Consider the following 23,525-nt stretch of genomic DNA (forward strand, 5'->3'; position numbering starts at 1 on the left):
GTGATGAAAGCGCTACGCTGGATGGTCATGGCGGCGCTTATGCTGGCGGCGGCGCAGGCAAGCGCCGCCTGTAACTGGCCCGCATGGGAGCGCTTTAAACAGGACTATATTAGCGATGGCGGACGCGTCATCGACCCAAGTGATGCCCGCCAGATAACCACCTCCGAAGGGCAAAGCTATGCCCTGTTCTTTGCCCTTGCGGCGAACGATCGCGATGCCTTTAAAACGGTGCTGAGCTGGACGCAAAATAACCTGGCGGAAGGGGATTTAAGCGCGCGGCTTCCCGCATGGCTGTGGGGGCGGAAAAATGAAACCGAATGGACGGTACTGGATACCAACTCCGCGTCGGATGCGGATATCTGGATTGCCTGGTCTCTGCTGGAAGCCGGACGGCTGTGGAACATGCCGGACTATACCGGGATCGGAAAAGCGCTGCTCTCACGCATTGCCAAAGAAGAGGTGACCACGGTACCCGGCCTTGGCTCCATGCTGCTTCCCGGCAAGATCGGGTTTGCTGATAACGATGCCTGGCGCTTCAACCCTGGCTATCTGCCGCCCCAACTGGCCCAGTACTTTACCCGTTATGGCGCGCCCTGGACGACGCTACGGGAGACCAACCTGCGGTTAATTATGGAAAGCGCGCCGAAAGGGTTCTCCCCTGACTGGGTGAGTTATCAGAAAAATAAGGGCTGGCAGCTTACCGCCGATAAGCCGGTTATCGGGGGTTACGATGCGATTCGCGTGTATGCATGGGTAGGCATGATGCATGACAGCGACCCGCAAAAGGCGCGTATGCTGGCGCGCCTCAAACCCATGGAAACCATGACGGCGAAACAGGGTGTGCCGCCAGAAAGAGTCAACGTGGCGACCGGCAAGGTACAGGGTAATGGCCCTGTGGGTTTCTCCGCGGCACTCCTGCCGTTTTTACAGGATCGTGATGCTCAGGCGGCGCAGCGTCAGCGGGTGGCGGATCGCTTCCCCGGCAAAGACGCGTATTACAGTTATGTTCTGACCCTTTTCGGACAAGGTTGGGACGAGCATCGTTTCCGCTTCACCCCTCGCGGTGAGTTACAACCTGACTGGGGCCAGCAATGCGCAAGCTCACATTAAGTTTATTGTCTTTCACGCTCGGCATCTCAGTGATGACTTTCGCGCAGGCGGCACCGGGCGCGCAACAACAACTGCTTGAACAGGTACGCCTGGGCGAAACCACCAAACGTGAAGATTTAGTACGCCAGTCGTTATATCGCCTTGAGTTAATGGCCCCCGACGACCCGGACGTGATTGCCGCGCGTCTGCGCTATCTGCTGCGTCAGGGTGATAATGCCGGAGCGCAAAAGCAGATGGCGCGGCTGAACGCTCTCGCACCAAACGCCAGCGCGACCAAAGCGTCGCGTATCACGATGGCGCTGTCGACACCCGAAGGGCGACAGGCCTTGCAGGAAGCGCGTTTACAGGCGGCCACGGGCCATCCGCAGGAGGCCGTTGCCGCTTACGAGAAGATGTTTAACGGCAGTGCGCCAGCAGGCGATCTGGCGGCGGAATACTGGATTCAGGTGGCGAAAGTTCCGGCGCGACACAACGAAGCCATTACTCAGTTGAAAGCCCTTAATGCCAGCAATCCGGGAAATGCCGATTTGCAAAGTACGCTGGCACGGCTGTTGATCGCCGACGGGCGCAACGAAGAAGGCTATGCCGTTCTTGAGCAAATGGCGAAAAACAACACCGGGCGCGATGCCGCAGCCAATCTCTGGTATCAGCAGATTCAGGGCATGGCCGTCAGCGAAAAAAGCGTGGCGGCTCTCAAACGTTTCCTGAGCGTGTTCAGTGAAGGGGATACGGTTGTGACGGCGCGCCAGCAGCTTGATGCACAACAGAAACAGTTGGCTGACCCGGCATTTCGGGAGCGTGCCAGCGGGCTGGCGGCCGTGGAAGCGGGCAAGGGCGGCACGGCGATTGGCGCATTGCAGGATGCCGTAAGCAAAAATCATCAGGACAGCGAAGCTGTCGGGGCGCTGGGGCAGGCCTATTCCCAGAAGGGCGATCGTGCCCGGGCGGTGGCGCAGTTTGAGCGGGCCATCGCCCTCGATCCCAATAGCGATAATCGCGGCAAATGGGACAGCCTGCTCAAGGTGAACCGTTACTGGTTGCTGATCCAACAAGGCGATGCGCAACTGGCGGCGAAAAATCCGGCCCAGGCGGAACGCCTCTACCAGCAGGCGCGTGCGATTGATAATACCGACAGCTACGCGGTGCTGGGGCTGGGCGATGCGGCAATGGCCCGCAAGGATACCGCCGTCGCAGAGCGTTTCTATTACCAGGCACTGCGTATGGATAGCGGCAACAGCAACGCGGTACGCGGTCTGGCGAATATTTACCGCGCGCAGTCGCCGGAAAAAGCCGATGCCTTTATTCAGTCACTGAGCGCCAGCCAGCGGCGCAGCATTAACGATATTGAACGCAGCCTGACCAACGACCGACTCGCGCAAGAGGCGGAGCGGCTGGAAAATCAGGGCAACTGGGCGCAGGCCGCCGTATTGCAAAAACGTCGTCTGGCTCTGGACCCGGATAGTGTATGGGTGACCTACCGTCTGGCCAGTGATTTGCGCTCCGCCGGTCAACAGATTGAAGCCGACGCGCAGATGCGCGCGCTGGCGCGCAATAAGCCCACAGACCCTGAGCAGGTTTACGCTTACGGCCTCTATCTTTCCGGCAATAATCAGGAGAGCGCGGCGCTGGCGCACCTCAACACGCTGTCGCGCGACAAGTGGAACAGCAATATTCAGGAACTCTCCGACAGGCTGGAAGCCAATCAACGCCTGGCGCGGGCTAATCAGTTGCGCGATGCGGGCCATGAGCCAGAAGCAATCGCTTTTCTTCAACAGCAGCCTGCGTCGACGCGTATTGATTTGACGCTTGCCGACTGGGCGCAACAGCGAGGCGATAATCCCACGGCGATTTCGACCTATCAGCGCGTGTTGAATCGCGAGCCGACCAATGAAGATGCGGTACTGGGGCTGGCAGAAATTTATGCCGCCGACGGCAACCGCATGGCTTCGCGTGGACTGCTGGCGACATTACCGGCCGCCACCCCGACTGCGCCACGGACGATCAATACCCAACGCCGGGTGGCAATGGTGCAGGCGGCGGTGGGCGATAATGACCCCGCCCGTCAGACTCTCAGCGAGATTGTGCCGCAGGCGAAGGGGCTACCGCCTTCGATGGAAAGCGCGCTGGTGCTGCGTGATGCGGCGCGTTTCCAGGTGCTGGAGGGGCAACCGCAGGCGGCGCTGGAAACCTATAAAGACGCGATGGTTGCATCGGGCGTGGCGGCAACCCGTCCCACCAGCAATGACGAATTCACCTATAAAACCCGTAACAATGAGAAAGATGACTGGCTGAAACGCGGCGTGCGCAGCGATGCCGCAGAACTTTATCGTCAGCAGGATGTGAATGTCACGCTGGAGCATAACTACTGGGGGTCGAGCGGTACGGGCGGCTACTCTGATTTAAAAGCCCACACCACTATGCTGCAGGCCGATGCGCCGCTGGCTGACGGCAGGATGTTCTTTCGTACCGATATGGTGAATATGGATGCCGGAAAGTTCTCGCTTAAAGATGACGGGACATATTCGCCGCACTGGGGAACCTGTAATGAAGTGGCCTGTGAGGGCGGTGACCGCACCCAGACGGCTAACGGCGTGAGCGTTGCGGTAGGCTGGCGCAATAAGACCTGGGATATGGATATTGGCACCACGCCGATTGGCTTTAACGTGGTGGATATCGTCGGCGGCCTGAGCTACAGCAATGATATCGGGGCGATTGGCTACACGCTGAATGTGCATCGTCGTCCGATTTCCAGCTCCTTACTGGCGTTTGGCGGGCAGAAAGATAACGGCAATGGCGATCATCCCGGTACCACATGGGGCGGCGTGCGGGCGAACGGCGCCACCGCCAGCATGAGCTATGACCGTGGCGAGGCGCACGGCGTCTGGGCCTCTTTAGGCGCCGATCAGTTGACCGGGAAAAATGTGGCTGACAACTGGCGAGTGCGCTGGATGGCGGGGTATTACTACAAGCTTATCAATGAGAATAACCGCCGTCTGACCATTGGCCTTAATAATATGATTTGGCACTACGACAAAGATCTGAGCCACTACACCCTGGGGCAAGGGGGCTATTATAGCCCGCAAGAATATTTGTCATTTTCGGTGCCCGTGACCTGGCGTCAACGTACGGAGAACTGGTCCTGGGAGTTGGGTGGGTCTGCCTCCTGGTCACATTCGCGTAAGAAAACGGAACGAAGCTATCCGTTACTGAATTTGATCCCGGCGGATTATCGTACCGACGCCAGAACCGCGCTGGAGGAAGGGAGTTCATCGAGCGGCGTGGGTTATACCGCCCAGGCATTGGTTGAACGGCGTATTAACGCGAACTGGTCCGTTGGCCTTGGCGTGAATATTCAGCAGGCGAAAGATTACACGCCAAGCCAGGGTATGCTTTTTATCCGTTATTCCGCCGCCGGATGGCAGGGCGATATGGACATGCCGCCGCAAACGCTGACGCCATACGCTGACTGGTGATAATGAGGATAATTCCTGGGGGAAGCGTGGCGGGCAATATGGCCCGCCATATGAAATTTGTGCTTATTATTCCGTGTATTGCTGACGCTTTTTCCTCATAGCGTTGGCGCTGAGGCAATCTTGACGCCTCTTTATCTCAAACTGTCACGATAGGGTATACTCTGGCGGCGGAGTTGTATTTTATTGCCCTGCGCTTGTGTATCTCTGGAGAGTGATTTTGCGTGTCAGCCGTTCTTTAACGATTAAACAGATGACTGCGGTTTTTTCCGTGGCGATGGTGTTTATTTTCATTTTTTGCGTCATTTTGCTGTTTCATTTTGTGCAGCAGAATCGCTACAACACGGCTACGCAACTGGAAAGTATTGCCCGTTCGGTACGCGAACCGCTGTCCGAAGCCATATTAAAGGCCGATTTCCCGGAAGCGGAATCGGTGCTTAAGCAAATTAAGCCTGCCGGGGTGGTGATCCGCGCGGATGTGGTGCTGCCCAATCAGTTTCAGGCGTTGCGCCTGCGATTTATTCCCGAGCGCCCGGTGCCTATGATGATCGCGCGGGTGTTTGAACTGCCTATCCAGATTTCATTGCCCATTTACTCCCTGCAGCGCCCCGCCAATCCACAGCCGATTGCCTATCTGGTGCTCGAAGCGGACTCTTATCGCGTCTATAAATTCGTGATGAGCACCCTTTCGACGTTGGTAACTGCTTACTTACTTTTGACGTTGATTATGACGGTGGCGATCACCTGGTGTATTAACCGATTGATCGTCCATCCGCTGCGCAAAATCGCCCGCGAACTGAGCGATGTACCGCAGCAGGACCAGGTCGGGCACCAACTGGCGTTGCCGCGTCACCATCAGGATGATGAGATTGGCAGCCTGGTTCGCAGCTATAACCGTAATCAGCAAAACCTGTTGCGTCAGCATGATGAGCTGAACACCCAGTCGACCCTCTTCCCGGTATCGGAACTGCCAAACAAAGCTTTCCTGATGGCGCTGCTGGATCAGGTGGTGGCACGGCAGAAGACTACCGCGCTGATGTTTATCGCCTGTGAAACGTTGCAGGATACGGCGGGTGTGCTGAAAGAGTCACAGCGCGAGATGCTGCTATTGACGCTGGTGGAGAAGCTGAAATCTGTCATTTCACCGCGGATGGTGCTCGCCCAGGTCAGTGCCTATGACTTCGCCATTATCGCCCATGGGGTGAAAGAGCCATGGCACGCCATAACATTAGGTCAGCAAGTACTCACTGTTATTAATGAGCGCGTGCCCATTCACGGCATTCAGTTGCGCCCGAGTGCCAGCATCGGTGTGGCGATGTTCCATGGCGACCAGACCGCAGAACAGCTTTATCGACGTGCGGCTTCAGCGGCGTTTACATCGCGACGCAAAGGGAAAAATCAGATTCAATTCTTCGATCCAAAAGAGATGGAAGAGGCGCAAAAACGGCTGACGGAAGAGAGCAATATCCTGACCGCGCTTGAAAATCGCAAGTTTGCCATCTGGCTTCAGCCGCAGGTGGACCTCGCCACGAATGCGGTGGTGAGCGCCGAAACATTACTGCGTATGGAGCAACCGGATGGCAGTTGGGAGCTGCCTGAAGGGTTAATCGAACGTATCGAGTCGTGCGGGCTAATGGTTACCGTGGGTTATTGGGTGCTGGAAGAGTCGTGCCGTCTGTTGTCTGCCTGGCAAGAGCGCGGGCTGATGATGCCGCTGTCGGTGAATCTCTCGGCGTTGCAACTGATGCACCACGATATGGTGCCGGACATGCTGGAACTGCTCAATCGCTATCGAATTAAACCCAACACCTTGATTCTTGAAGTGACTGAGAGCCGTCGCATTGATGACCCACAGGCGGCGGTGACCATTCTGCGCCCGCTGCGGAATGCGGGGGTGCGTATTGCGCTGGACGATTTCGGCATGGGCTATGCCGGGTTACGTCAATTACACCATATGAAGTCACTGCCGGTAGATGTACTTAAAATCGACAAAATTTTTGTTGAAGGCTTGCCCGACGACAGCAGCATGGTGGCGTCGATTATCCATATGGCGCGAAGCCTGGATTTACACATTATCGCCGAAGGGGTTGAAACCGAAGCGCAGCGCGAATGGCTGCAAAATGCGGGTGTAGAAATCGTACAGGGATTTTTGTTTGATCGCGCCATGACGCCGGAAGCATTTGAAGCGCGTTATTTTTCGATGCCAGACAATGCTGAAAATGGTTGAAATGTTGCTGGCTTGTACGAGTCAGCTCTAACTTTTTAACATCATTGTTTCAAATTTGATGTGAGTATATTTCTGTCATGTTTTCTGGGTGTTATTTTTAACCCGCAGGCGCGAGAAATCCCCAAAAAGCCTGTGGTTTATACCTCAAGGACACCCTATGAAAACCTCTCTGTTTAAAAGTCTGTATTTCCAGGTACTGACGGCAATCGCTATCGGTATTTTGCTCGGCCATTTCTACCCGGAACTGGGCGCGCAAATGAAACCGCTTGGTGATGCCTTCGTTAAGCTGATTAAAATGATTATCGCCCCTGTCATCTTCTGTACGGTAGTGACAGGTATCGCCGGTATGGAAAGCATGAAGGCGGTAGGCCGCACAGGTGCGGTGGCGTTGCTCTATTTTGAAGTGGTCAGTACGCTGGCACTGATTATCGGCCTGATTATCGTCAACGTTGTGCAGCCAGGTGCGGGGATGAATGTTGACCCCTCAACGCTGGATGCTAAAGCGGTTGCGGTGTATGCAGAACAGGCCAAAGAGCAGGGTATCGTCGCCTTCCTCATGGACGTTATCCCGGGCAGTGTGATTGGCGCGTTTGCCAGCGGCAACATTTTGCAGGTGCTGCTGTTTGCCGTGCTGTTTGGTTTCGCGCTGCACCGTCTGGGCAACAAGGGTCAGCTAATTTTCAACGTGATTGAAAGTTTCTCGCAGGTCATTTTCGGCATCATCAACTTTATTATGCGTCTTGCACCGATTGGTGCGTTTGGCGCGATGGCCTTTACCATCGGTAAGTACGGTGTTGGCACGCTGATCCAGTTGGGGCAGCTCATTATCTGCTTCTATATCACCTGTATTCTGTTCGTGGTGGTGGTGCTGGGTTCGATTGCCCGCGCAACGGGTTTTAACATTTTCAAATTTATCCGTTATATCCGCGAAGAACTGCTGATCGTGCTGGGAACCTCTTCGTCCGAGTCTGCGCTGCCGCGTATGCTTGAGAAGATGGAACGCCTCGGTTGTCGCAAGTCCGTCGTGGGGCTGGTTATCCCTACCGGCTACTCGTTTAACCTCGACGGAACCTCTATTTACCTGACGATGGCGGCCGTCTTTATCGCCCAGGCCACGAACAGCCATATGGATATTTTCCATCAGATAACCTTGCTGGTGGTCCTGTTGCTCTCGTCAAAAGGCGCAGCGGGGGTGACCGGGAGCGGTTTTATCGTACTGGCGGCAACCATTTCCGCGGTGGGCCATTTACCGGTAGCAGGGCTGGCGCTGATTCTGGGTATCGACCGCTTTATGTCAGAAGCGCGTGCGCTGACTAACCTGGTCGGTAATGGCGTGGCGACCGTGGTCGTGGCGAAATGGGTAAAAGAGCTCGATCAGAAAAAGCTAACGGATACGCTGAATAATCGTGCATCAAGCAGCAAAACCGGCGAAATTTCCTCTTAATTTCGCTACTTAGCCCCGTAGTCCTTGTCGGGCTACGGGTGCCTGCGCATAATTACCCCCTGGCCCGTCACAATTCAGAACGAATTGCCCGGGATTTTTCACTTCGCTGTGTGACATTTTGCAATTCGTGAGGTCTAACAGCGAAGTGTTAAAGTATCTTTAGCCTCCAGACATGTCGGGGCTGACTTTTTAACCAGGAACGTTGATCAGGGGTTCTCATGCAGGGCACAAAAATTCGATTGTTAACAGGCGGTTTGCTCATGATGGCAGCCGTCGGTTATGTGCAGGCAGATGCGCTCCAGCCCGACCCGGCCTGGCAACAGGGGACACTGGCAAATGGTTTGCAATGGCAAGTCCTGGCCACACCACAACGCCCCAGCGATCGCATCGAAGTACGTCTGTCTATTAATACCGGTTCGCTCACCGAGAGTACGCAACAGAGCGGCTTTAGCCATTTTCTTCCACGTATTGCGCTGACCCAAAGCGGTAGCCTGCAACCTGCACAGGTACGTTCACTGTGGCAGCAGGGTATCGACCCGAAGCGTCCGTTACCTCCCGCGCTGGTCTCGTATGAATACACGATGTTCAATCTGAGCCTGCCGAATAACCGCAACGATTTGCTCAAAGAAGCGCTGGTCTGGCTGTCAGACAGCACCGGGCGCCTCACCATTACGCCAGAGACGATTAACCATGCGCTGGCGAGCGAAGATATGGTGGCGACCTGGCCGGGTAACACCAAAGACAACTGGTGGCGCTATCGCCTGAAAGGGTCGTCATTGCTCGGCCATGATCCGGCTGAAACGCTCAAACAACCGCTGGATGCAAAACAGCTCCAGGCCTTCCATCAGAAATGGTACACCCCGGACGCGATGACGCTGATTGTGGTGGGTAACGTTGATAGCCGCGCGGTTGCCGAGCAGATTAACAAAGCGTTTGGCGATCTTAAAGGCAAGCGCGAAACACCGGCCCCGGTGCCAACCTTATCGCCACTACCGCGTCAGCCAGTAAGTATCATGACGGATTCTGTGCGTCAGGATCGTCTTTCCATCATGTGGGATACCGCCTGGCAGCCGATTCGTGAATCTGCGGCCTTGCAACGCTACTGGCGTGCTGATTTAGCCCGTGAGGCGCTGTTCTGGCACGTGCAGCAGTATCTGGCGAAGACCAACGTGAAAGACATTGGTCTGAGCTTCGACTGTCGGGTGTTGTTCCAGCGTGCGCAGTGTGCCATCAATCTTGACTCGCCAAACGATAGGCTCAACAGCAATCTGGATATCGTGGCCCGCGAGCTGGCGAAAGTGCGCGATCGCGGCCTGCCGCAAGAAGAGTTTGATGCGCTGGTGGCGCAAAAAAATCTTGAGCTTCAGAAGCTGTTTGCCACTTATGCCCGCACGGATACCGACATCCTGATTAGCCAGCGGATGCGTTCGCTGCAAAACCAGGTGGTGGATATCGCGCCCGAGCAGTACCAAAAATTGCGCCAGAACTTCCTGAGTAGCCTGACGAAAGAAATGCTGAATCAGGATTTACGTCAGCAGCTCTCGCAGGATATGGCGTTGGTATTGCTGCAGCCGAAAGGCGAGCCGGAGTACAACATGAAGGATCTGCAGGCTAGCTGGGAAGAGTTGATGTCTTCTGGTGAGCAGAATGCCGCGCCAGCCAACGTGGATGATGCCCATCAGGATGTGTCGGATATTCCGCCGCAGCAGTAAGCGTTGTGGGTGTTCCCGGATGCGGCGTAAACGCCTGATCCGGGCTACCAAACGTTCAGACCGCACGAAATAGTCCCCTTTCCCTGTGGGCTGAGGAATCCCCACAAAAATGCGAGCACGATCGGTCCCCTCTCCTCTTTGGGGAGAGGGTTAGGGTGAGGGGAAAAAGACCTGCCCCGGACAGGAGGCAGGGAAAATCCTTAGTTCGGCATGGCGTCGCGTGGAATGATCGCGCCACGGTATTGAATTACCGTGCTGGCCGTTAAGTGGCCGCGTCTGGCAGCAGCTTCAGCATCGCCACCGGTCAGGCGCACGGCCAGATACCCGGCGCTGAATGAATCACCCGCTGCGGTAGTATCCACCACTTTCTCTTTTGGCAATTTCACCGCTGGCACTTCTTTCAGGGCTTCTCCCTGGATTGCGACCAGGCAGGAGTCCGCACCGCGTTTAATCACCACCTCTTTTACGCCCGCCTGCTGAGTGCGTGCGATAACGTCTTCCACCGGCTGTGCGCCCCACAGCAGATCTTCGTCATCGAGCGTCAGGAAAGCGATGTCAGTACAAGCGAGCATTTGCTGATAGACCTGACGGGTCTCTTCTTTGCTGGCCCACAAACGCGGGCGGTAGTTGTTATCGAAAATCACCTGACCGCCGTTTGCGCGACATTCCTGCAGCAGTGACAGCAGCTTAGTACGGCTTGCCGGGCTTAAAATCGCCAGGCTGATACCGCTGAGATACAAATAATCAAAAGTCGCCAGCTCTTCACAAATGGCGGCAGATTGCTCGCTTTCCAGCCAGAATTTTGCCGCGGCTTCGTTACGCCAGTAGTAAAAGGTGCGCTCGCCGGTGTCATCGGTCTCGATGTAATACAGGCCGGGCAGTCGATTTTCCATGCGCTGAGTCAGGGTGGTATCGACGTTTTCTGCCTGCCAGGATTCCAGCATCTGTTGGCTGAAACTGTCGGTACCCAGCGCAGTAACGTAATGCACGGATAACGCCGCAGCGTCTACCTGACGAGCGATGTAAACCGACGTATTGAGTGTGTCGCCACCGAAACCGCGATTCACTTCCGCGCCTTTTTGTGACAGTTCAATCATGCATTCGCCGATGACGGCAATTTTCTTAGACATAGTCCGGAACCTGAATCAGATGAATTAACGGTAGTGTGCGTTGTGCGCGTTTCGTGGTCAACTATATTAAAACGACGTTCCATTATTTTTTTGACACAGAACGTATTCTCTGCTGATTCCGCAAAGTGCTTTTTCATTTTGCGTGGGTCATGAAGGTAAAGTTCTCACCTCAGGGGCCGATAACCCAATGACGAGAGCTCCGGGGCTACTCATTTTCAACAGGAAGAAGAAATGAAGTTAAAGCAGGTTATCCAGCGGCTGAACTACTCCGAGGCGAGCATAGAAAGCCTACAGGAACGTCGTTTTTGGCTGCAGTGTGAGCGTGCTTATACTTATCAGCCAATTTACAAAACTGATGGTCGCCTGATGGCGGTTGAGGTGCTGACCATTGTGACGCATCCGAGCCAGCCCGATCAGCGCATCCCACCGGACCGCTATTTTTCCGAGGTCGCGGTGCGTCATCGTGTCGACGTGGTACACGAACAGATCGCTCTGCTGGCCAAACAGAAAGACTTTTTCGAGCAGCACGGCGTGCTGGCATCCGTAAATGTCGATGGGCCCACGCTGATAGCCATGCGCTCGAATAAAGCATTAAAAGCCCTCATCGACACCGTGCCGTGGATCCGTTTTGAACTGGTGGAACATATCCGCCTGCCGCAAGACTCCACGTTCGCCACGATCAGTGAAATGGGACCGCTGTGGCTGGATGATTTTGGTACCGGAATGGCCAACTTCTCGGCGCTTAGCGAAATGCATTATGACTACATCAAAGTGTCGCGCGACCTGTTTATTATGCTGCGCAAGACGCCCGAAGGACGCAACCTGTTCGCGCTGCTCATTCAGTTAATGAATCGCTACTGCCAGGGGGTGATTGTTGAAGGTGTTGAAACCCTTGACGAGTGGCGTGACGTTCAGAATTCTCCGGCTTTTGCCGCACAAGGCTACTTCCTTTCGCGCCCGGTTCCACTGAATACGCTGGAAAACGTACTGCTGGAGCTCTGATCGCAGGGCACCCCTTTCTGCCAGCCTCGGCTATCTTTATGACAGGCAAGGCAATAAAGAAAGGGTGCCCGCATGACAAAAACAAGCAAAGCGATTATTGCTGTCACTGGAACACTGGTTTTATTGATTGTGGTGGCCATTATTATCATTGCCACCTTTGACTGGAACCGTCTCAAACCGACCATTAATCAGAAAGTCTCTACCGAACTTAATCGCCCCTTTGCGATTCGCGGTGATTTGGGCGTGGTGTGGGAGCGACAAAAAGAGGAGACGGGCTGGCGTAGCTGGATACCCTGGCCGCACATTCATGCCGACGATATTGTCCTCGGTAACCCACCTGAGATCCCCGAAGTCACCATGGTGCACCTACCGCGCGTCGAAGCCACTCTCGCACCGCTGGCGCTATTAACGAAAACCGTTTACCTGCCGTGGATCAAACTGCAAAAGCCGGATGCGCGCCTGATCCGCCTGTCTGAAAAGAACAACAACTGGACCTTTAAGCTCGCCAGTGCAGAAAACAACGATCCCAATGCGCAACCTTCCGGCTGGTCGTTCCGCCTGGATAATATTCTCTTCGATCAAGGGCGTATCGCTGTTAACGACAAGGTGAGCAAAGCGGATATCGAGATCCTCGTCGATCCGTTAGGCAAACCGCTCCCTTTCAATGAAGTCACGGGCAACAGTAAAGATAAAACGCGCGTGGCAGATTATGTTTTCGGGCTGAAAGCCCAGGGGCGTTATAACGGCCAACCGCTGACAGGCACGGGGAAAATCGGTGGCATGCTGGCGCTACGCAGCGAAGACACGCCTTTCCCGGTGCAGGCTGATTTCCGCTCCGGCAACACCCGTGTAGCCTTTGTCGGCAAGGTTAACGACCCGATGAAAATGGGCGGCGTCGACCTCCAGTTGAAATTCGCTGGCGATACCCTGGGGGATCTCTACGAACTGACAGGCGTGCTGCTGCCGGATACCCCGCCGTTTGAAACGGATGGTCATCTGGTGGCGAAGATAGATAGCGAAAAAAGCAGTGTCTATGATTATCGCGATTTTAACGGGCGTATCGGCGAAAGCGACATACATGGCTCACTCACCTATACCACCGGTAAACCACGTCCGAAACTGGAAGGCGATTTGGAGTCTCGGCAGCTTCGTCTGGCCGACCTTGGCCCCTTGATCGGCGTGGACTCCGGTAAAGGGGGAGATAAAGCGAAACAGGCAGAGCAGAAGAAGGGTGAAAAAAATATCCAGCCCGCCGGGAAGGTGTTGCCTTACGATCGCTTTGAAACCGACAAATGGAACACGATGGATGCCGACGTGCGTTTTAAAGGGAAGCGCATTGAGCATGGCAGCACATTGCCGATAAGCGACCTCACAACCCATATCATTTTACAGAATGCGGATCTGAAACTGCAGCCATTGAAATTCGGCTTAGCGGGCGGGACGATCTCATCCAATATTCGCCTTGAAGGGGATAAAAAGCCGATGCAGGGGCGTGCGGAAATCCAGGCGCGACGGTTAAAACTGAAACAACTGATGCCAAATGTCGAGCTGATGCAGAAAACCCTCGGTGAGATGAATGGCGATGCGGATTTCCGGGGGACAGGGAACTCCGTAGCGGCGCTGCTTGGCACCAGCAACGGTAACCTTAAGCTGTTGATGAATGACGGGCTTATCAGCCGTAATCTGATGGAGATTGCCGGGCTGAATGTGGGTAACTACGTTATCGGCAAGATCTTTGGCGACGATGAGGTGCGGGTGAACTGCGCGGCGGCGAATCTCGATCTGGTTAATGGCGTGGCGCGTCCGCAAATCTTCGCTTTTGATACCGAAAACGCGCTGGTGAATGTGACGGGTACGGCGAGTTTCGCCTCGGAGCAACTGGACCTGACCATTAACCCGGAAAGTAAAGGGGTGCGTATCGTTACGCTGCGTTCACCTTTGTATGTGCGCGGAACATTTAAAAATCCGCAGGCGGGGGTAAAACCGGGGCCGCTGATTGCCCGTGGTGCGGTGGCCGCAGCGCTGGCAACGCTGGTGACACCTGCGGCTGCACTGCTGGCATTGATTTCGCCATCAGAAGGCGAAGCCAACCAGTGCCGGGCGATTCTGGCACAGATGAAAAAGTAAGAGATTGGTGCGGTGGTTGCCCCTCACCCTAACCCTCTCCCTCAAAGGGAGAGGGGACCGATCGAGTGAATGTCGGCGGAGTGCCAGCTTTTACCGTGCCGTTGTAACATCGTCGCCCGGATAAGGCGTTGACGCCGCATCCGGGAAAGACGTAATGACCATTACAGCGACTGGTGTTTGGTCTCGTGAGTCAACAACAGCGCGGTCAGCGTCAGGGCTGCCATCGCCGCCAGATAAATCCCCACATACATCAGACCGTAGTTCGCCTGCAGCCAGGTGGCGATATAAGGCGCAACGGACGCCCCCAGAATTGATGACACGTTATACGAGAACGATGCACCGGTGTAGCGCACTTCGGTCGGGAACAGCTCCGGCAGCAGCGCACCCATCGGGCCAAAAGTCAGCCCCATCAGGCTCAGACCGATCAGCAGGTAAGCCATTACCAACGCCGGGTTGCCGGAGCCTAACAGCGGCGGGAAGACGAACAGCGCAAACAGAATGATCAGGGTTGTAATGGCGATCATGCTTTTGCGACGGCCATATTTATCGGCCAGCAGCCCGGCAACCGGCACCATCACACCAAAACCAATGACCGCCATCATCAGCATCCACAGCACTTCGTTTCGCGGCATACCCAGCCCGACAGGCGAGGTGCTGAATGTCATGGAATAGACGGTCATGATGTAAAACAGCGTGTAGGTGGCCAACATGATGAAGGTGCCCAGCACGGTCACACGGACATGTTTGGTCAGCAGGGTGCCCAGCGGGATTTTCACCTGTTTTTTCGCGGCGGCGATTTTCGCAAATACCGGCGTTTCATGCAGAGACACGCGAACATACAGGCCAATCAACACCAGCACGGCGGAGAAGATAAAGGGTACGCGCCAGCCCCAGCTCATAAACTGCTCGTCGGTCAGTAACCAGGAGAGCAGCAGGAAGGTGCCGTTCGCAAAGAAGAAACCAATCGGCGCGCCCAGTTGTGGGAAAGAGCCATACAACGCGCGTTTGCGTGGCGGTGCGTTTTCGGTCGCCAGAAGCGCCGCGCCGCCCCATTCACCACCCAGCCCCAGACCCTGGCCAAAACGTGCCAGCGCCAGCAGCAGCGGAGCCATCACGCCGATGGTTTCATAGCCTGGCAGCAGGCCAATTAATACGGTGGAGATCCCCATCGTCAGCAACGACGCCACCAGGGTGACTTTACGCCCTACGCGGTCGCCGAAGTGACCAAACACGGCGGAACCAATTGGACGCGCGACGAAAGCAATCGCAAAGGTGGCGAGCGACTGCAACGTTGCGGCGGTCGGGTCACCCTGCGGGAAGAAGATATGCGGGAAAACGATAACCGCCGCAGTGGCATAGATATAGAAATCGAAGAACTCGATAGCGGTGCCAATCAGTGAAGCGATAACGACTTTACTGCGTGAGTTTACCGGCGTGATTTCCTGCTCGTTGTCTAAGGTTGTGGCTGTGGCTTGCATAAAATTTTCTTATTTTTTGGCGAACGAACGACCATATTAGCCACAGCAAAAGCGACATTTCAATCTGTAACAAAGTGCGGAAACGTACAAAAACCAGGCAAAAAGCGGATAATTTTCAGACCTGCGATTTCGCTTCTATGAAATGCTTCACATAATTTCAATAATAGAATTTAAAACTGGTTTTAGGTTAAATAAAAGTTACGGCTTGGATATTAATGCTGAAATGATGAATTGGGCTGAAATATTCAGCCCAGTTAGGGATTTAGCGGTGTGTTTTGCCTGGCATCCGTGGATCGTCTTTGTAGTGCGCAGTGGCAATCCAGGCGGCGCAAAACAGCGTCAGCCGGGCAAAGAAGTAGAAGAACGCCATCAAACCCAGTACAGAACCAAAGGCGGCGCCAGAGGGAGATTTCACCAGCGATGGCAGCATGTAGGTCATCACAATTTTGATCACCTCAAAGCCGATCGCCGCAATAAACGTACCGCGAATCAACGCCTTTTTCCGTGGACGGTGGCGCGGTAGCCGCCAGAAAATCCAAAAGAACAACAAATAGTTGGCGAATATAGAGATCGCCAGACCAATCAGTCGCCATGCAGGTTTCAGCCACTCAATATTATCAAGATAGAGGGCGGAGATAATCATCTGCTGCGCCGAACCGGCAATCGAGGTGATGGAAAGCGTGACAATCAGCGCCACCAGCAGGCCAATCAGCGAAATAAAATCGCGGAAGTACTTCACCCAGATTTTTTCCTGATCCTGTGGGTTACGCTCCCAGACATCCCGCGACTGGGCGCGTATCGCCTCGCGCAGGTTGCCCATCCAGTTAACGCCGGAGTAAAGCGCAATCGCCAGCCCGACAATCCCCACCGTGGTACGCTGCTGCACGGCGGTATTGATGGTGCTTTTCAGGGTTGTCGCCAGCGTCGGGTCGCTGACGTTGGTCAGGATCTTATTGAAAATGTCCTGCAATAGCGTGGGATGTGAGGCCAGCACAAACCCGGCAGCGGCAAAGGAGACCATCAGGATGGGGATCATCGACAAAAATGAGAAATAGGTGATGGCCGCGCCAAACTGGTTTCCCATACGATCATTGAAGCGTTCAGTGGCGCGGATCAGGTGCGCAATCATTGGACGGCGCTGCACTTTTTTCGCCACCTGGGTGACCGTTTCCAGCGGTGAGGGCGCCTTGTTGTCACCCGCGCTGGGAGGGGTGTCTTTCGTTGATGTTCCCGATGTATCCATTTTTCTGACTGGCTCGTAATCCAGATCCTGGGTCGGACGTTTTTCGCTGTTTTCCGGCGTCATCAGGGCAATTTTCCTTCTTTTTAACTCGCAGTGAATAAAATTATAGACTGCGTCTAATCAACGTAATCTTTCATCACTCCGGCCAGCCATTCCATAAACAGATGCACGCGGCGCGACAAATTACGACGATGGGGATAAATAAGTGATACCGGCATAGGTTCTGCACGATATTGCGGCAGGATCTCCACCAGCTTTCCTGCGCGTAGCGCTTCCCGCACGCCGACGCGCGGCACCTGGATAATGCCAAGCCCTGCGAGGCAGGCGGCGTGATAAGTCTCAGTACTGTTGACTGTCAAAATGCCGCCGGTTTTCACCCACGTGGTCTGTTTATCGAGGCAGACTTCAAAGCCTTGCGGACGCGCGCCGAGGTTGAGGGCGTAATGCACAACCGCATGCGAAGAGAGATCGTCCAGACTTTCCGGGTAGCCGAAACGCGCCAGGTAGTCGGGGCTGGCGCAATTGATAATGGAAAGCTTACCCAGCGGGCGGGCAATCAGGCCGGAATCTTTCAGCGTGCCGACGCGCACCACGCAGTCAAACCCCTCGCGAATAATATCCACCAGCCGGTCGCTGCTGCTTAGCTCCAGTTCAATACCGGGATATTGCTGCAAAAACGCCGGTAGCCGTGGAATCACCAGATTTTTCGCCACGGCCACGGGCATATCAACTCGCAACCGCCCGCTGATGCTCGACGGATCGTGCAGAAAAAGTCCGTCAAGTTCGTCCATATTGGCGAGCAAATCTTTCGCCCGCTCGTAATAGACCATCCCGTCCTGGGTGAGCTGCACCCGTCGCGTTGTGCGATGCAGCAACTGTGTACCAAGGTGGTTTTCCAGCGCCTGAACCTGCCGCGATACGCTGCCTTTAGGGAGGCCTAATGAGTCTGCCGCGCGGGAAAAACTCTCCAGTTCTGCCACGCGGATGAACAATTGCATTGCATAAATTTTATCCATCGAACGCATCCATTGTTGTTGCAAATGAAACAGTGAAGCGTAATTCAGCGCCTTTATTGTTTTACCACCAGCTAATAAGCTTTTTCCACAGTCAACACCAAACAAAACGAGGTTTCTTATGACACAACGTATCGCATTAGTAACAGGCGGCAGCCGTGGACTGGGGAAAAACGCAGCGCTGAAGCTGGCAGAACGCGGAACCGCCGTTATCCTGACCTACAACAGCAATCAGCAGGCGGCTGATGAAGTTGTGGCGGAAATTGAGGGAAAAGGCGTGAAAGCGGTGGCTTTACAATTGAATGTCGGCGATGTTGCAAGTTTCGAGGCTTTCGCCCTGGACGTACAGCATCAGCTAAAAAACGTCTGGAATCGGGATACGTTTGATTATTTATTAAACAATGCCGGTGTTGGCATCGCGGTTCCCTTTGCTGAGGCCAGTGAAGCGCAATTTGATGAATTAATGAACATTCATTTTAAAGGGCCATTCTTCCTGACACAGCGCCTGTTGCCATTGCTGGCAGATGGCGGACGCATCCTCAATGTCTCAAGCGGGCTGGCGCGTTTTGCGCTGCCAGGATACGCGACCTATGGCGCGATGAAAGGGGCAATGGAAGTGCTGACCCGCTATCAGGCTAAAGAGCTGGGCCCGCGCGGGATTTCCGTCAATATCATTGCCCCTGGCGCGATTGAGACCGATTTCCGCGGCGGTGAAGTCCGTGATAACCCGCAAATTAATAAACATATTGCCGGGCAAACGGCGCTGGGGCGCGTCGGTAAGCCGGATGATATTGGCGGCGCGATGGCGGCTCTGCTGAGCGACGATCTGGCGTGGATGAATGCTCAACGGGTGGAAGTCTCGGGCGGGATGTTCCTGTAAAGGTCGTCGTTTAACGTGGTTTAGCTATCGGTCTCAGACGTATGCATTATCCTTTGCCCGGCGGCGTTATGCCACCGGGCGGTGAGACTTACTGCTTCTGAAAGTGGGTGACTTTGATTCGGGCTGGTTTCTGTTTAGCATCTAACGACCCGCTAATGCCCACCAGTTCGTCCGGGGAGACATTTTTGCCATCGAAAACGGCCATTGGGATATACACGTCAATTTGCCCGGTTTTGTCGCGGAACTGGTAGAGATCCTCCCCCGTTTTCTTCACGAGGTTCCCTTTGAGCGAAACGGAAGCGCCGTCATGCATGGTTTTCGCCTGTTTAATGGTCATGCTACGGGCATCTTCCATACCGCGATAGCCATCTTCCATTTTATGCGGCGGCGGCGGCGCCTTGTCCGTCTTTAAACCTGGTGCATCCTGCGCGAATGCCGCCATGGAGAATAATGCTGTAAAACTTGTTATCAGCAGAATCTTCTTCATATGCTCTCCTCTTTATTGCCAAAACACTGCCTAAGCCTGGCACAGAGAGAGGAAGATGACAGGTGAATTATCTGCTTTCACGGTATTCATGGTGCAGCAGACCAAACAGCCAGTCGTTATGCCAGCGGCCCGCCAGCCAGAAGGCTTCGCGTAGTTCACCTTCCTGCACAAATCCTGCCTTTTCCAGTAAACGCTTTGAGGCGTCGTTTCCTGCCGTTACGGTCGCGACAAGGCGACGAATGCCCCCTTTGGTGAAGGCATAGCGGCAAACCGCCTGTAATGACTCCAGCCCGTAACCTTTTCCCTGCGCCTGGGGGGCAAACAGAAACCCGACTTCGGCGCAGTCTGCTTCGTGATGGCGGTAGCCCGTCACCCCAAGCGGGGTTTGCGTGGCGTTGTCGCGCACCACAAGACATAACCAGTGCTCACTGCCGGGAGACCAGGCAGGCAGGCGGGATTCAAACGCCTCGCGGATGGCTTCCTGCGGGCGGTCTTCGGCAACATAACGCATGACCTGCTGATCCTGCTGCAATGCGAGGAAAAAAGGCCAGTCTTGCGGTGTTATCGGCGTGCAAATGAGCCGTGGCGTGACCAGCGTCGGCATAAAAATAGCTCCATTGTTTTTTTCGTGTTAAAACCGCTATCACTGATAATAATCATTAACTGGTCTATGTTTTAAGTATCCATAAATAAAGAAAAATTAACGTTTCTTTTTTTCCAGTTAATTATTTCACCGGTTGTACTTAAAGGAAAAGAATGACCCATACATCCTCGCAGAACCTGGGGGAACAATTCGAGCAATGCACAGGAATTATTCGTCAGGCATCGAAAGAAATATTAATGCTGCTTAATGTGCATTTTGACGAAGGGAAGGATCCTCGCTGGTTTCTTGAACAACTCGATATTGCACGTTTGAGCCTCGGCGGATGGGGCGCTGTCGCAAAACGATTAAGGCTTAATGATGCGGAATTAACCCAGTTCACCTTACAGCTACGCCATTTGCAACAACTGGTGCCGTATTATGAAAAGGGGCAGAACGTTACAGAGAACCAGCTTATTGTCGCGCTGCGTTTCGTGCGCACGCTGGAACATCTGCGGGCGAAGCAGCCATTGCTGACCTATGCGACAACCCTCAATGCAGACAAAGAAGGGCAGCAGCAGGGGTTAAAACAGTTACGGGCGCTGGAGTTGATGCTCAAATCGCTGGTAACAAATGCCTGGCCGGATGCGTTGCGGCTGAGTAACCACCTGAAAACGCGATTTGGCGCCGATTGCGTTCGGCGCTGGTTGAAAGTCGGCGATCGCAACGATGTACTCAGTGGTATGTTATTTAGCGAACTGGCGCTGTTATTAATTGATAAGAAAGAATTTAGCCAGCATTATGCCCGGCTTTTTAACGATTCACCGGTATTGAGTCTGTTTCTTGAGCCGCGCAAAACATTGCAAACCTTTCTGGACGATATTCGGCAAATACGCAGCGCTGTCGTCGCGGGGCAACCGTTAACCTCGAACCAGTTGATGCTACTGGAGAACTATTACCCGCAGATTGCCGGGCCAGTGCAGCGGGCATGGGAAGACGGGCGCATACAGGTTAATCCCGCAAGCTTGTTGCGAGAGGCGGAAGATGATTTAGATACATTCTGGGAACAGGCGCGCAAGAAAGATCGGGCGGCGGGAGGTGATGCTATGCAAATTCGCGATGGAATTGAAAGGCCGGAAAAACGCGCCGCGCGTACCCGCGAGGAGCGTGAACAGATGCTTTCCAAAGCACTGTGGGGCGCAGTCGGCGTTGCGGTGCTGGTCATCGTGGCGGGAGCATTCTGGTTGTTTAGCGACTCATCAGTATCGGTGCCGGTGTCAGGGCAGGGGCGGATTACGGTGCCTATCTCTCAGGATAAGGAAAAAGCGACGCCCAAAGAAGAGTTGACCAAAATGGGCATCCCCCGCGATGAGAGCAACTTCCGTTCCGCAATTGACCGCAACGATACCCGCGTCGTGTCGCTGTTTCTCCGTACGGGCATGAGCTGGAAACTGTCGTGGACCGAGCAGGCGATGGCGAACGATTACACGGATGTGCTGGAGATGTTGCTGCGTTATCGGCTACAGATGGAAGAAAACCGCCCATGCCGCCGGTTTATCGAAAACATGGGGCATGAGATGGCTTCCGGCACGAAGCTGACATCGCTGCGTAAGAACTACCTGCAGGCGTTCTGTACATCGGAACCCGTCGTGAGACGTCAGCGTTATGAAATGGAACAGGCGCAACTGCGTTATGAGGCTGCGCCTGACGATAACACGAAGAAATGGGCGGATATTCAGTCGGCTATTTATGATGCTATCGACTGAATCAACGGGGGAGCTACGGCTCCCCGTATAACCCGATGAGGCGACGAACCACACCGTTTGTCCAGCCAAAGCCATCCTGGAGCGGATATTCACCCCCACCCCCTTCGCGCGGCGTGCTGCTGGCGATATGGTATTTCTCAATCAGCTTGTGGTGGCGCTGGTAGAAATGGTTAACGGTGCGCAGCCAGTTATGGGCGATTTCGTCACCCAACGCGTCGTTGCCGTACAGTTTGAAGCCCTGAATCGCCATCCATTGTAAGGGCGCCCAACCGTTGGGTTTATCCCACTGCTCACCGGTTTCATACTCCGTCGCCAGAATACCGCCAGGCGTCATCAGGCGCGTGCGCGTGGCCTCAGCCAGTTTATCTGCCTGCTCATGCGTAGCCATGCCGACATACAGCGGGACCAGGCTGGCAGCGGAAAAGAGCGCCATTTCGCCACGACGCCAGTCATAGTCGCGATAACAGCCTTTCTCCTCATCCCACAAGTAGCGATTGACCGCCGCCCGTCTGTCGCTGGCTTTAAGACGGAATTCCGCCTCCTGCTCCCGTTCACCTTTTAAGCCGGCAATATTGGCGATAGCGCTCTCCAGTTTGAACAGGAAGGCGTTCAGGTCGATGGGGATGAACTGGGTGGTGCGAATACTCGCCAGGCGATTGGCGTCTCGCAGCCAGCGTGACGAATAGTCCCAACCGGAAGCCGCACCCGCACGGAGATCCCGATAGACCTCGTTAGCCGGGCGAGAGGAGTGCTTCGCGGTTTCCACATCCTCCAGCCAGGATTCATCACGCGGCGTGTCCCTGTCGTCCCAGTAACGGTTGAGCAGGGAGCCGTCAGGCATACGTACCGCGTGGCGATAGGCCTGGTTCGGCAGCAGCGACTCCGCGCCATCCATCCAGAAGTCATACTCCATCAGCAGATGGTCCAGGTAGCGCCGCGCACCGCGCACGCCATCCTCTTCAAACAGTTCTACCATCAGGGCGAACACCGGCGGCTGCGAACGGCTGAGATAGTAGGTACGGTTACCGTTTGGGATATGACCGTAGCGTTCAATCATCCACGCGAAGTTGTCCGCCATACATTTCAGCATGTCGTGGCGACCACTTTCCGCCAGCCCCAGCATGGTGAAGTAGGAGTCCCAATAGTAGGTCTCGCTAAATCGCCCACCGGGGACGATATAGGCCTGTGGCAGAGCAAGCAGTGATGACCACGGGATATGGTCCTGCGGCTCACGCGTCAGCACCGGCCAGAGCTGGTCGATATGCTCTTTGAGGGAGTTTTCCGGGTCCGAAACGTATTCACTGCCATAGGTTTCCGGCATCCAGAAGTGCGCCTGAACAAACAGCCGCAGGTCAAAATCGGGTTTGCGCTTAATTTTGCGATAGCGAATTAAAATATCGAGCGGATCCATTTTCGGCGCACAGTCCGGGAATGTTTTGCTATCGGCAAAAATACGCGATGACTGCACGTGTTCAAACAGTTCAAGATAACGATCGGATGGGGTCAGGGCGTCCGAAGCAGGCAGCCCCTCGATCATTTCCGGTTCCGGCTCCGCGTCGATCATTTCAGCCAGTTTTAACTCGCAGGGATCGATTTCGTAGCGGGGTTCTTGTGCGATCCCAAATTCTACGGATTCAGCGCTGTGAAGTTTCTGGTTGAACATAATAATACTGGCCTCCGGAGGTCGTCGTAAGAGTTTACGGGTGTTTCCCGGCATATCTATAAGCTTAGACATTCGCTTCGATCTTTGGGGTGCAAAGCGTGCGCTAGATCACGTTTAGGCGCGGGTGGAAAAAGAGCGAAATCAATTAATTTTTATAATTTCAATCCCTTAATTGCCGCTCCTCCGAAAGCGA

The 23,525-nt window shown here is 54.6% G+C and carries 16 protein-coding genes; 9 read left to right on the forward strand and 7 right to left on the reverse strand.

What is annotated here, in order from left to right:
- Positions 1–3 precede the first annotated feature (3 nt).
- From bcsZ to MRY16398_RS01220, 5 genes are all read left to right on the forward strand, one after another.
- Positions 4–1,110 (forward strand): cellulose synthase complex periplasmic endoglucanase BcsZ, encoded by a 1,107-nt coding sequence (bcsZ, locus tag MRY16398_RS01200; RefSeq protein WP_125125618.1) that lies wholly within the window; start codon positions 4–6, stop codon positions 1,108–1,110.
- On the forward strand, positions 1,092–4,583 hold the full coding sequence (gene bcsC / locus MRY16398_RS01205; RefSeq protein WP_125123741.1) for a cellulose synthase complex outer membrane protein BcsC: 3,492 nt from the start codon (positions 1,092–1,094) through the stop codon (positions 4,581–4,583). Before bcsZ ends, bcsC begins: the two co-directional genes overlap by 19 nt.
- A 217-nt stretch (positions 4,584–4,800) precedes the next feature.
- Positions 4,801–6,807 (forward strand): biofilm formation regulator HmsP, encoded by a 2,007-nt coding sequence (gene hmsP, locus MRY16398_RS01210; protein ID WP_039080222.1) that lies wholly within the window; start codon positions 4,801–4,803, stop codon positions 6,805–6,807.
- A 157-nt stretch (positions 6,808–6,964) separates the two neighbouring features.
- Positions 6,965–8,251 (forward strand): dicarboxylate/amino acid:cation symporter, encoded by a 1,287-nt coding sequence (locus tag MRY16398_RS01215; RefSeq protein ID WP_039080223.1) that lies wholly within the window; start codon positions 6,965–6,967, stop codon positions 8,249–8,251.
- A gap of 218 nt (positions 8,252–8,469) precedes the next feature.
- Entirely contained in the window at positions 8,470–9,963 is a 1,494-nt protein-coding gene (locus MRY16398_RS01220; protein WP_039080224.1) for a M16 family metallopeptidase, read from the forward strand.
- Positions 9,964–10,163: 200 nt separating this feature from the next.
- Here MRY16398_RS01220 and kdgK read toward each other — a convergent pair whose 3' ends face one another.
- The gene (gene kdgK / locus MRY16398_RS01225) at positions 10,164–11,093 is read right to left on the reverse strand and encodes a 2-dehydro-3-deoxygluconokinase (protein WP_039080225.1); all 930 of its coding nucleotides are present in this window, start codon (positions 11,091–11,093) and stop codon (positions 10,164–10,166) included.
- Positions 11,094–11,324: 231 nt separating this feature from the next.
- Between kdgK and pdeH the strand changes: the two genes are divergently transcribed.
- Both pdeH and MRY16398_RS01235 read left to right on the forward strand, forming a co-directional pair.
- Positions 11,325–12,095, forward strand: a complete 771-nt coding sequence (gene pdeH, locus MRY16398_RS01230; RefSeq protein WP_039080226.1) for a cyclic-guanylate-specific phosphodiesterase — start codon at positions 11,325–11,327, stop codon at positions 12,093–12,095.
- Between the two features lie 72 nt (positions 12,096–12,167).
- Entirely contained in the window at positions 12,168–14,222 is a 2,055-nt protein-coding gene (locus MRY16398_RS01235; protein WP_125123742.1) for an AsmA family protein, read from the forward strand.
- A 161-nt stretch (positions 14,223–14,383) separates the two neighbouring features.
- On the opposite strand, the gene MRY16398_RS01240 is transcribed toward MRY16398_RS01235, so the two are convergent.
- The 3 genes from MRY16398_RS01240 to MRY16398_RS01250 all read right to left on the reverse strand — a co-directional run bounded on the left by MRY16398_RS01240 (position 14,384) and on the right by MRY16398_RS01250 (position 17,959).
- A complete protein-coding gene (locus MRY16398_RS01240; RefSeq protein WP_039080228.1) occupies positions 14,384–15,700 on the reverse strand; it encodes an MFS transporter in 1,317 nt (438 codons plus the stop codon).
- A 262-nt stretch (positions 15,701–15,962) separates the two neighbouring features.
- Complete coding sequence (gene yhjD, locus MRY16398_RS01245) at positions 15,963–17,006, reverse strand: inner membrane protein YhjD (RefSeq protein WP_039080229.1); 1,044 nt, start codon at positions 17,004–17,006, stop codon at positions 15,963–15,965.
- A gap of 53 nt (positions 17,007–17,059) precedes the next feature.
- On the reverse strand, positions 17,060–17,959 hold the full coding sequence (locus tag MRY16398_RS01250) for a LysR family transcriptional regulator (protein ID WP_071195020.1): 900 nt from the start codon (positions 17,957–17,959) through the stop codon (positions 17,060–17,062).
- Positions 17,960–18,077: 118 nt separating this feature from the next.
- Here MRY16398_RS01250 and MRY16398_RS01255 point away from each other — a divergent pair, with 118 nt between their 5' ends.
- Positions 18,078–18,836, forward strand: a complete 759-nt coding sequence (locus tag MRY16398_RS01255) for an SDR family NAD(P)-dependent oxidoreductase (RefSeq protein WP_039080231.1) — start codon at positions 18,078–18,080, stop codon at positions 18,834–18,836.
- A gap of 88 nt (positions 18,837–18,924) precedes the next feature.
- On the opposite strand, the gene MRY16398_RS01260 is transcribed toward MRY16398_RS01255, so the two are convergent.
- A complete protein-coding gene (locus MRY16398_RS01260) occupies positions 18,925–19,323 on the reverse strand; it encodes a YdeI family stress tolerance OB fold protein (protein WP_039080232.1) in 399 nt (132 codons plus the stop codon).
- A gap of 67 nt (positions 19,324–19,390) precedes the next feature.
- Positions 19,391–19,927 carry a GNAT family N-acetyltransferase gene (locus MRY16398_RS01265; RefSeq protein WP_125123743.1) on the reverse strand — a complete coding sequence of 179 codons (537 nt, stop codon included), beginning with the start codon at positions 19,925–19,927 and terminating at the stop codon, positions 19,391–19,393.
- Positions 19,928–20,079: 152 nt separating this feature from the next.
- Between MRY16398_RS01265 and MRY16398_RS01270 the strand changes: the two genes are divergently transcribed.
- On the forward strand, positions 20,080–21,669 hold the full coding sequence (locus MRY16398_RS01270; RefSeq protein ID WP_110295429.1) for an STY4199 family HEPN domain-containing protein: 1,590 nt from the start codon (positions 20,080–20,082) through the stop codon (positions 21,667–21,669).
- Positions 21,670–21,682: 13 nt separating this feature from the next.
- On the opposite strand, the gene MRY16398_RS01275 is transcribed toward MRY16398_RS01270, so the two are convergent.
- Positions 21,683–23,332, reverse strand: coding sequence for an alpha,alpha-trehalase (locus tag MRY16398_RS01275; protein ID WP_039080235.1), 1,650 nt, complete (start codon positions 23,330–23,332; stop codon positions 21,683–21,685).
- Positions 23,333–23,525 lie beyond the last annotated feature (193 nt).

The sequence above is a fragment of the Phytobacter sp. MRY16-398 genome, from assembly GCF_003925915.1.
GTDB lineage: Bacteria > Pseudomonadota > Gammaproteobacteria > Enterobacterales > Enterobacteriaceae > Phytobacter > Phytobacter diazotrophicus.

Excerpts from the sequence above, each read along its gene's own strand:
- bcsZ (WP_125125618.1), top strand. The coding sequence starts at position 4 with ATGAAAGCGCTACGCTGGATGGTCATGGCGGCGCTTATGCTGGCGGCG.
- bcsC (WP_125123741.1), top strand. The coding sequence starts at position 1,092 with ATGCGCAAGCTCACATTAAGTTTATTGTCTTTCACGCTCGGCATCTCA.
- MRY16398_RS01215 (WP_039080223.1), top strand. The coding sequence starts at position 6,965 with ATGAAAACCTCTCTGTTTAAAAGTCTGTATTTCCAGGTACTGACGGCA.
- MRY16398_RS01220 (WP_039080224.1), top strand. The coding sequence starts at position 8,470 with ATGCAGGGCACAAAAATTCGATTGTTAACAGGCGGTTTGCTCATGATG.
- kdgK (WP_039080225.1), bottom strand. The coding sequence starts at position 11,093 with ATGTCTAAGAAAATTGCCGTCATCGGCGAATGCATGATTGAACTGTCA.
- pdeH (WP_039080226.1), top strand. The coding sequence starts at position 11,325 with ATGAAGTTAAAGCAGGTTATCCAGCGGCTGAACTACTCCGAGGCGAGC.
- MRY16398_RS01235 (WP_125123742.1), top strand. The coding sequence starts at position 12,168 with ATGACAAAAACAAGCAAAGCGATTATTGCTGTCACTGGAACACTGGTT.
- MRY16398_RS01240 (WP_039080228.1), bottom strand. The coding sequence starts at position 15,700 with ATGCAAGCCACAGCCACAACCTTAGACAACGAGCAGGAAATCACGCCG.
- yhjD (WP_039080229.1), bottom strand. The coding sequence starts at position 17,006 with ATGACGCCGGAAAACAGCGAAAAACGTCCGACCCAGGATCTGGATTAC.
- MRY16398_RS01250 (WP_071195020.1), bottom strand. The coding sequence starts at position 17,959 with ATGGATAAAATTTATGCAATGCAATTGTTCATCCGCGTGGCAGAACTG.
- MRY16398_RS01255 (WP_039080231.1), top strand. The coding sequence starts at position 18,078 with ATGACACAACGTATCGCATTAGTAACAGGCGGCAGCCGTGGACTGGGG.
- MRY16398_RS01260 (WP_039080232.1), bottom strand. The coding sequence starts at position 19,323 with ATGAAGAAGATTCTGCTGATAACAAGTTTTACAGCATTATTCTCCATG.
- MRY16398_RS01265 (WP_125123743.1), bottom strand. The coding sequence starts at position 19,927 with ATGCCGACGCTGGTCACGCCACGGCTCATTTGCACGCCGATAACACCG.
- MRY16398_RS01270 (WP_110295429.1), top strand. The coding sequence starts at position 20,080 with ATGACCCATACATCCTCGCAGAACCTGGGGGAACAATTCGAGCAATGC.
- MRY16398_RS01275 (WP_039080235.1), bottom strand. The coding sequence starts at position 23,332 with ATGTTCAACCAGAAACTTCACAGCGCTGAATCCGTAGAATTTGGGATC.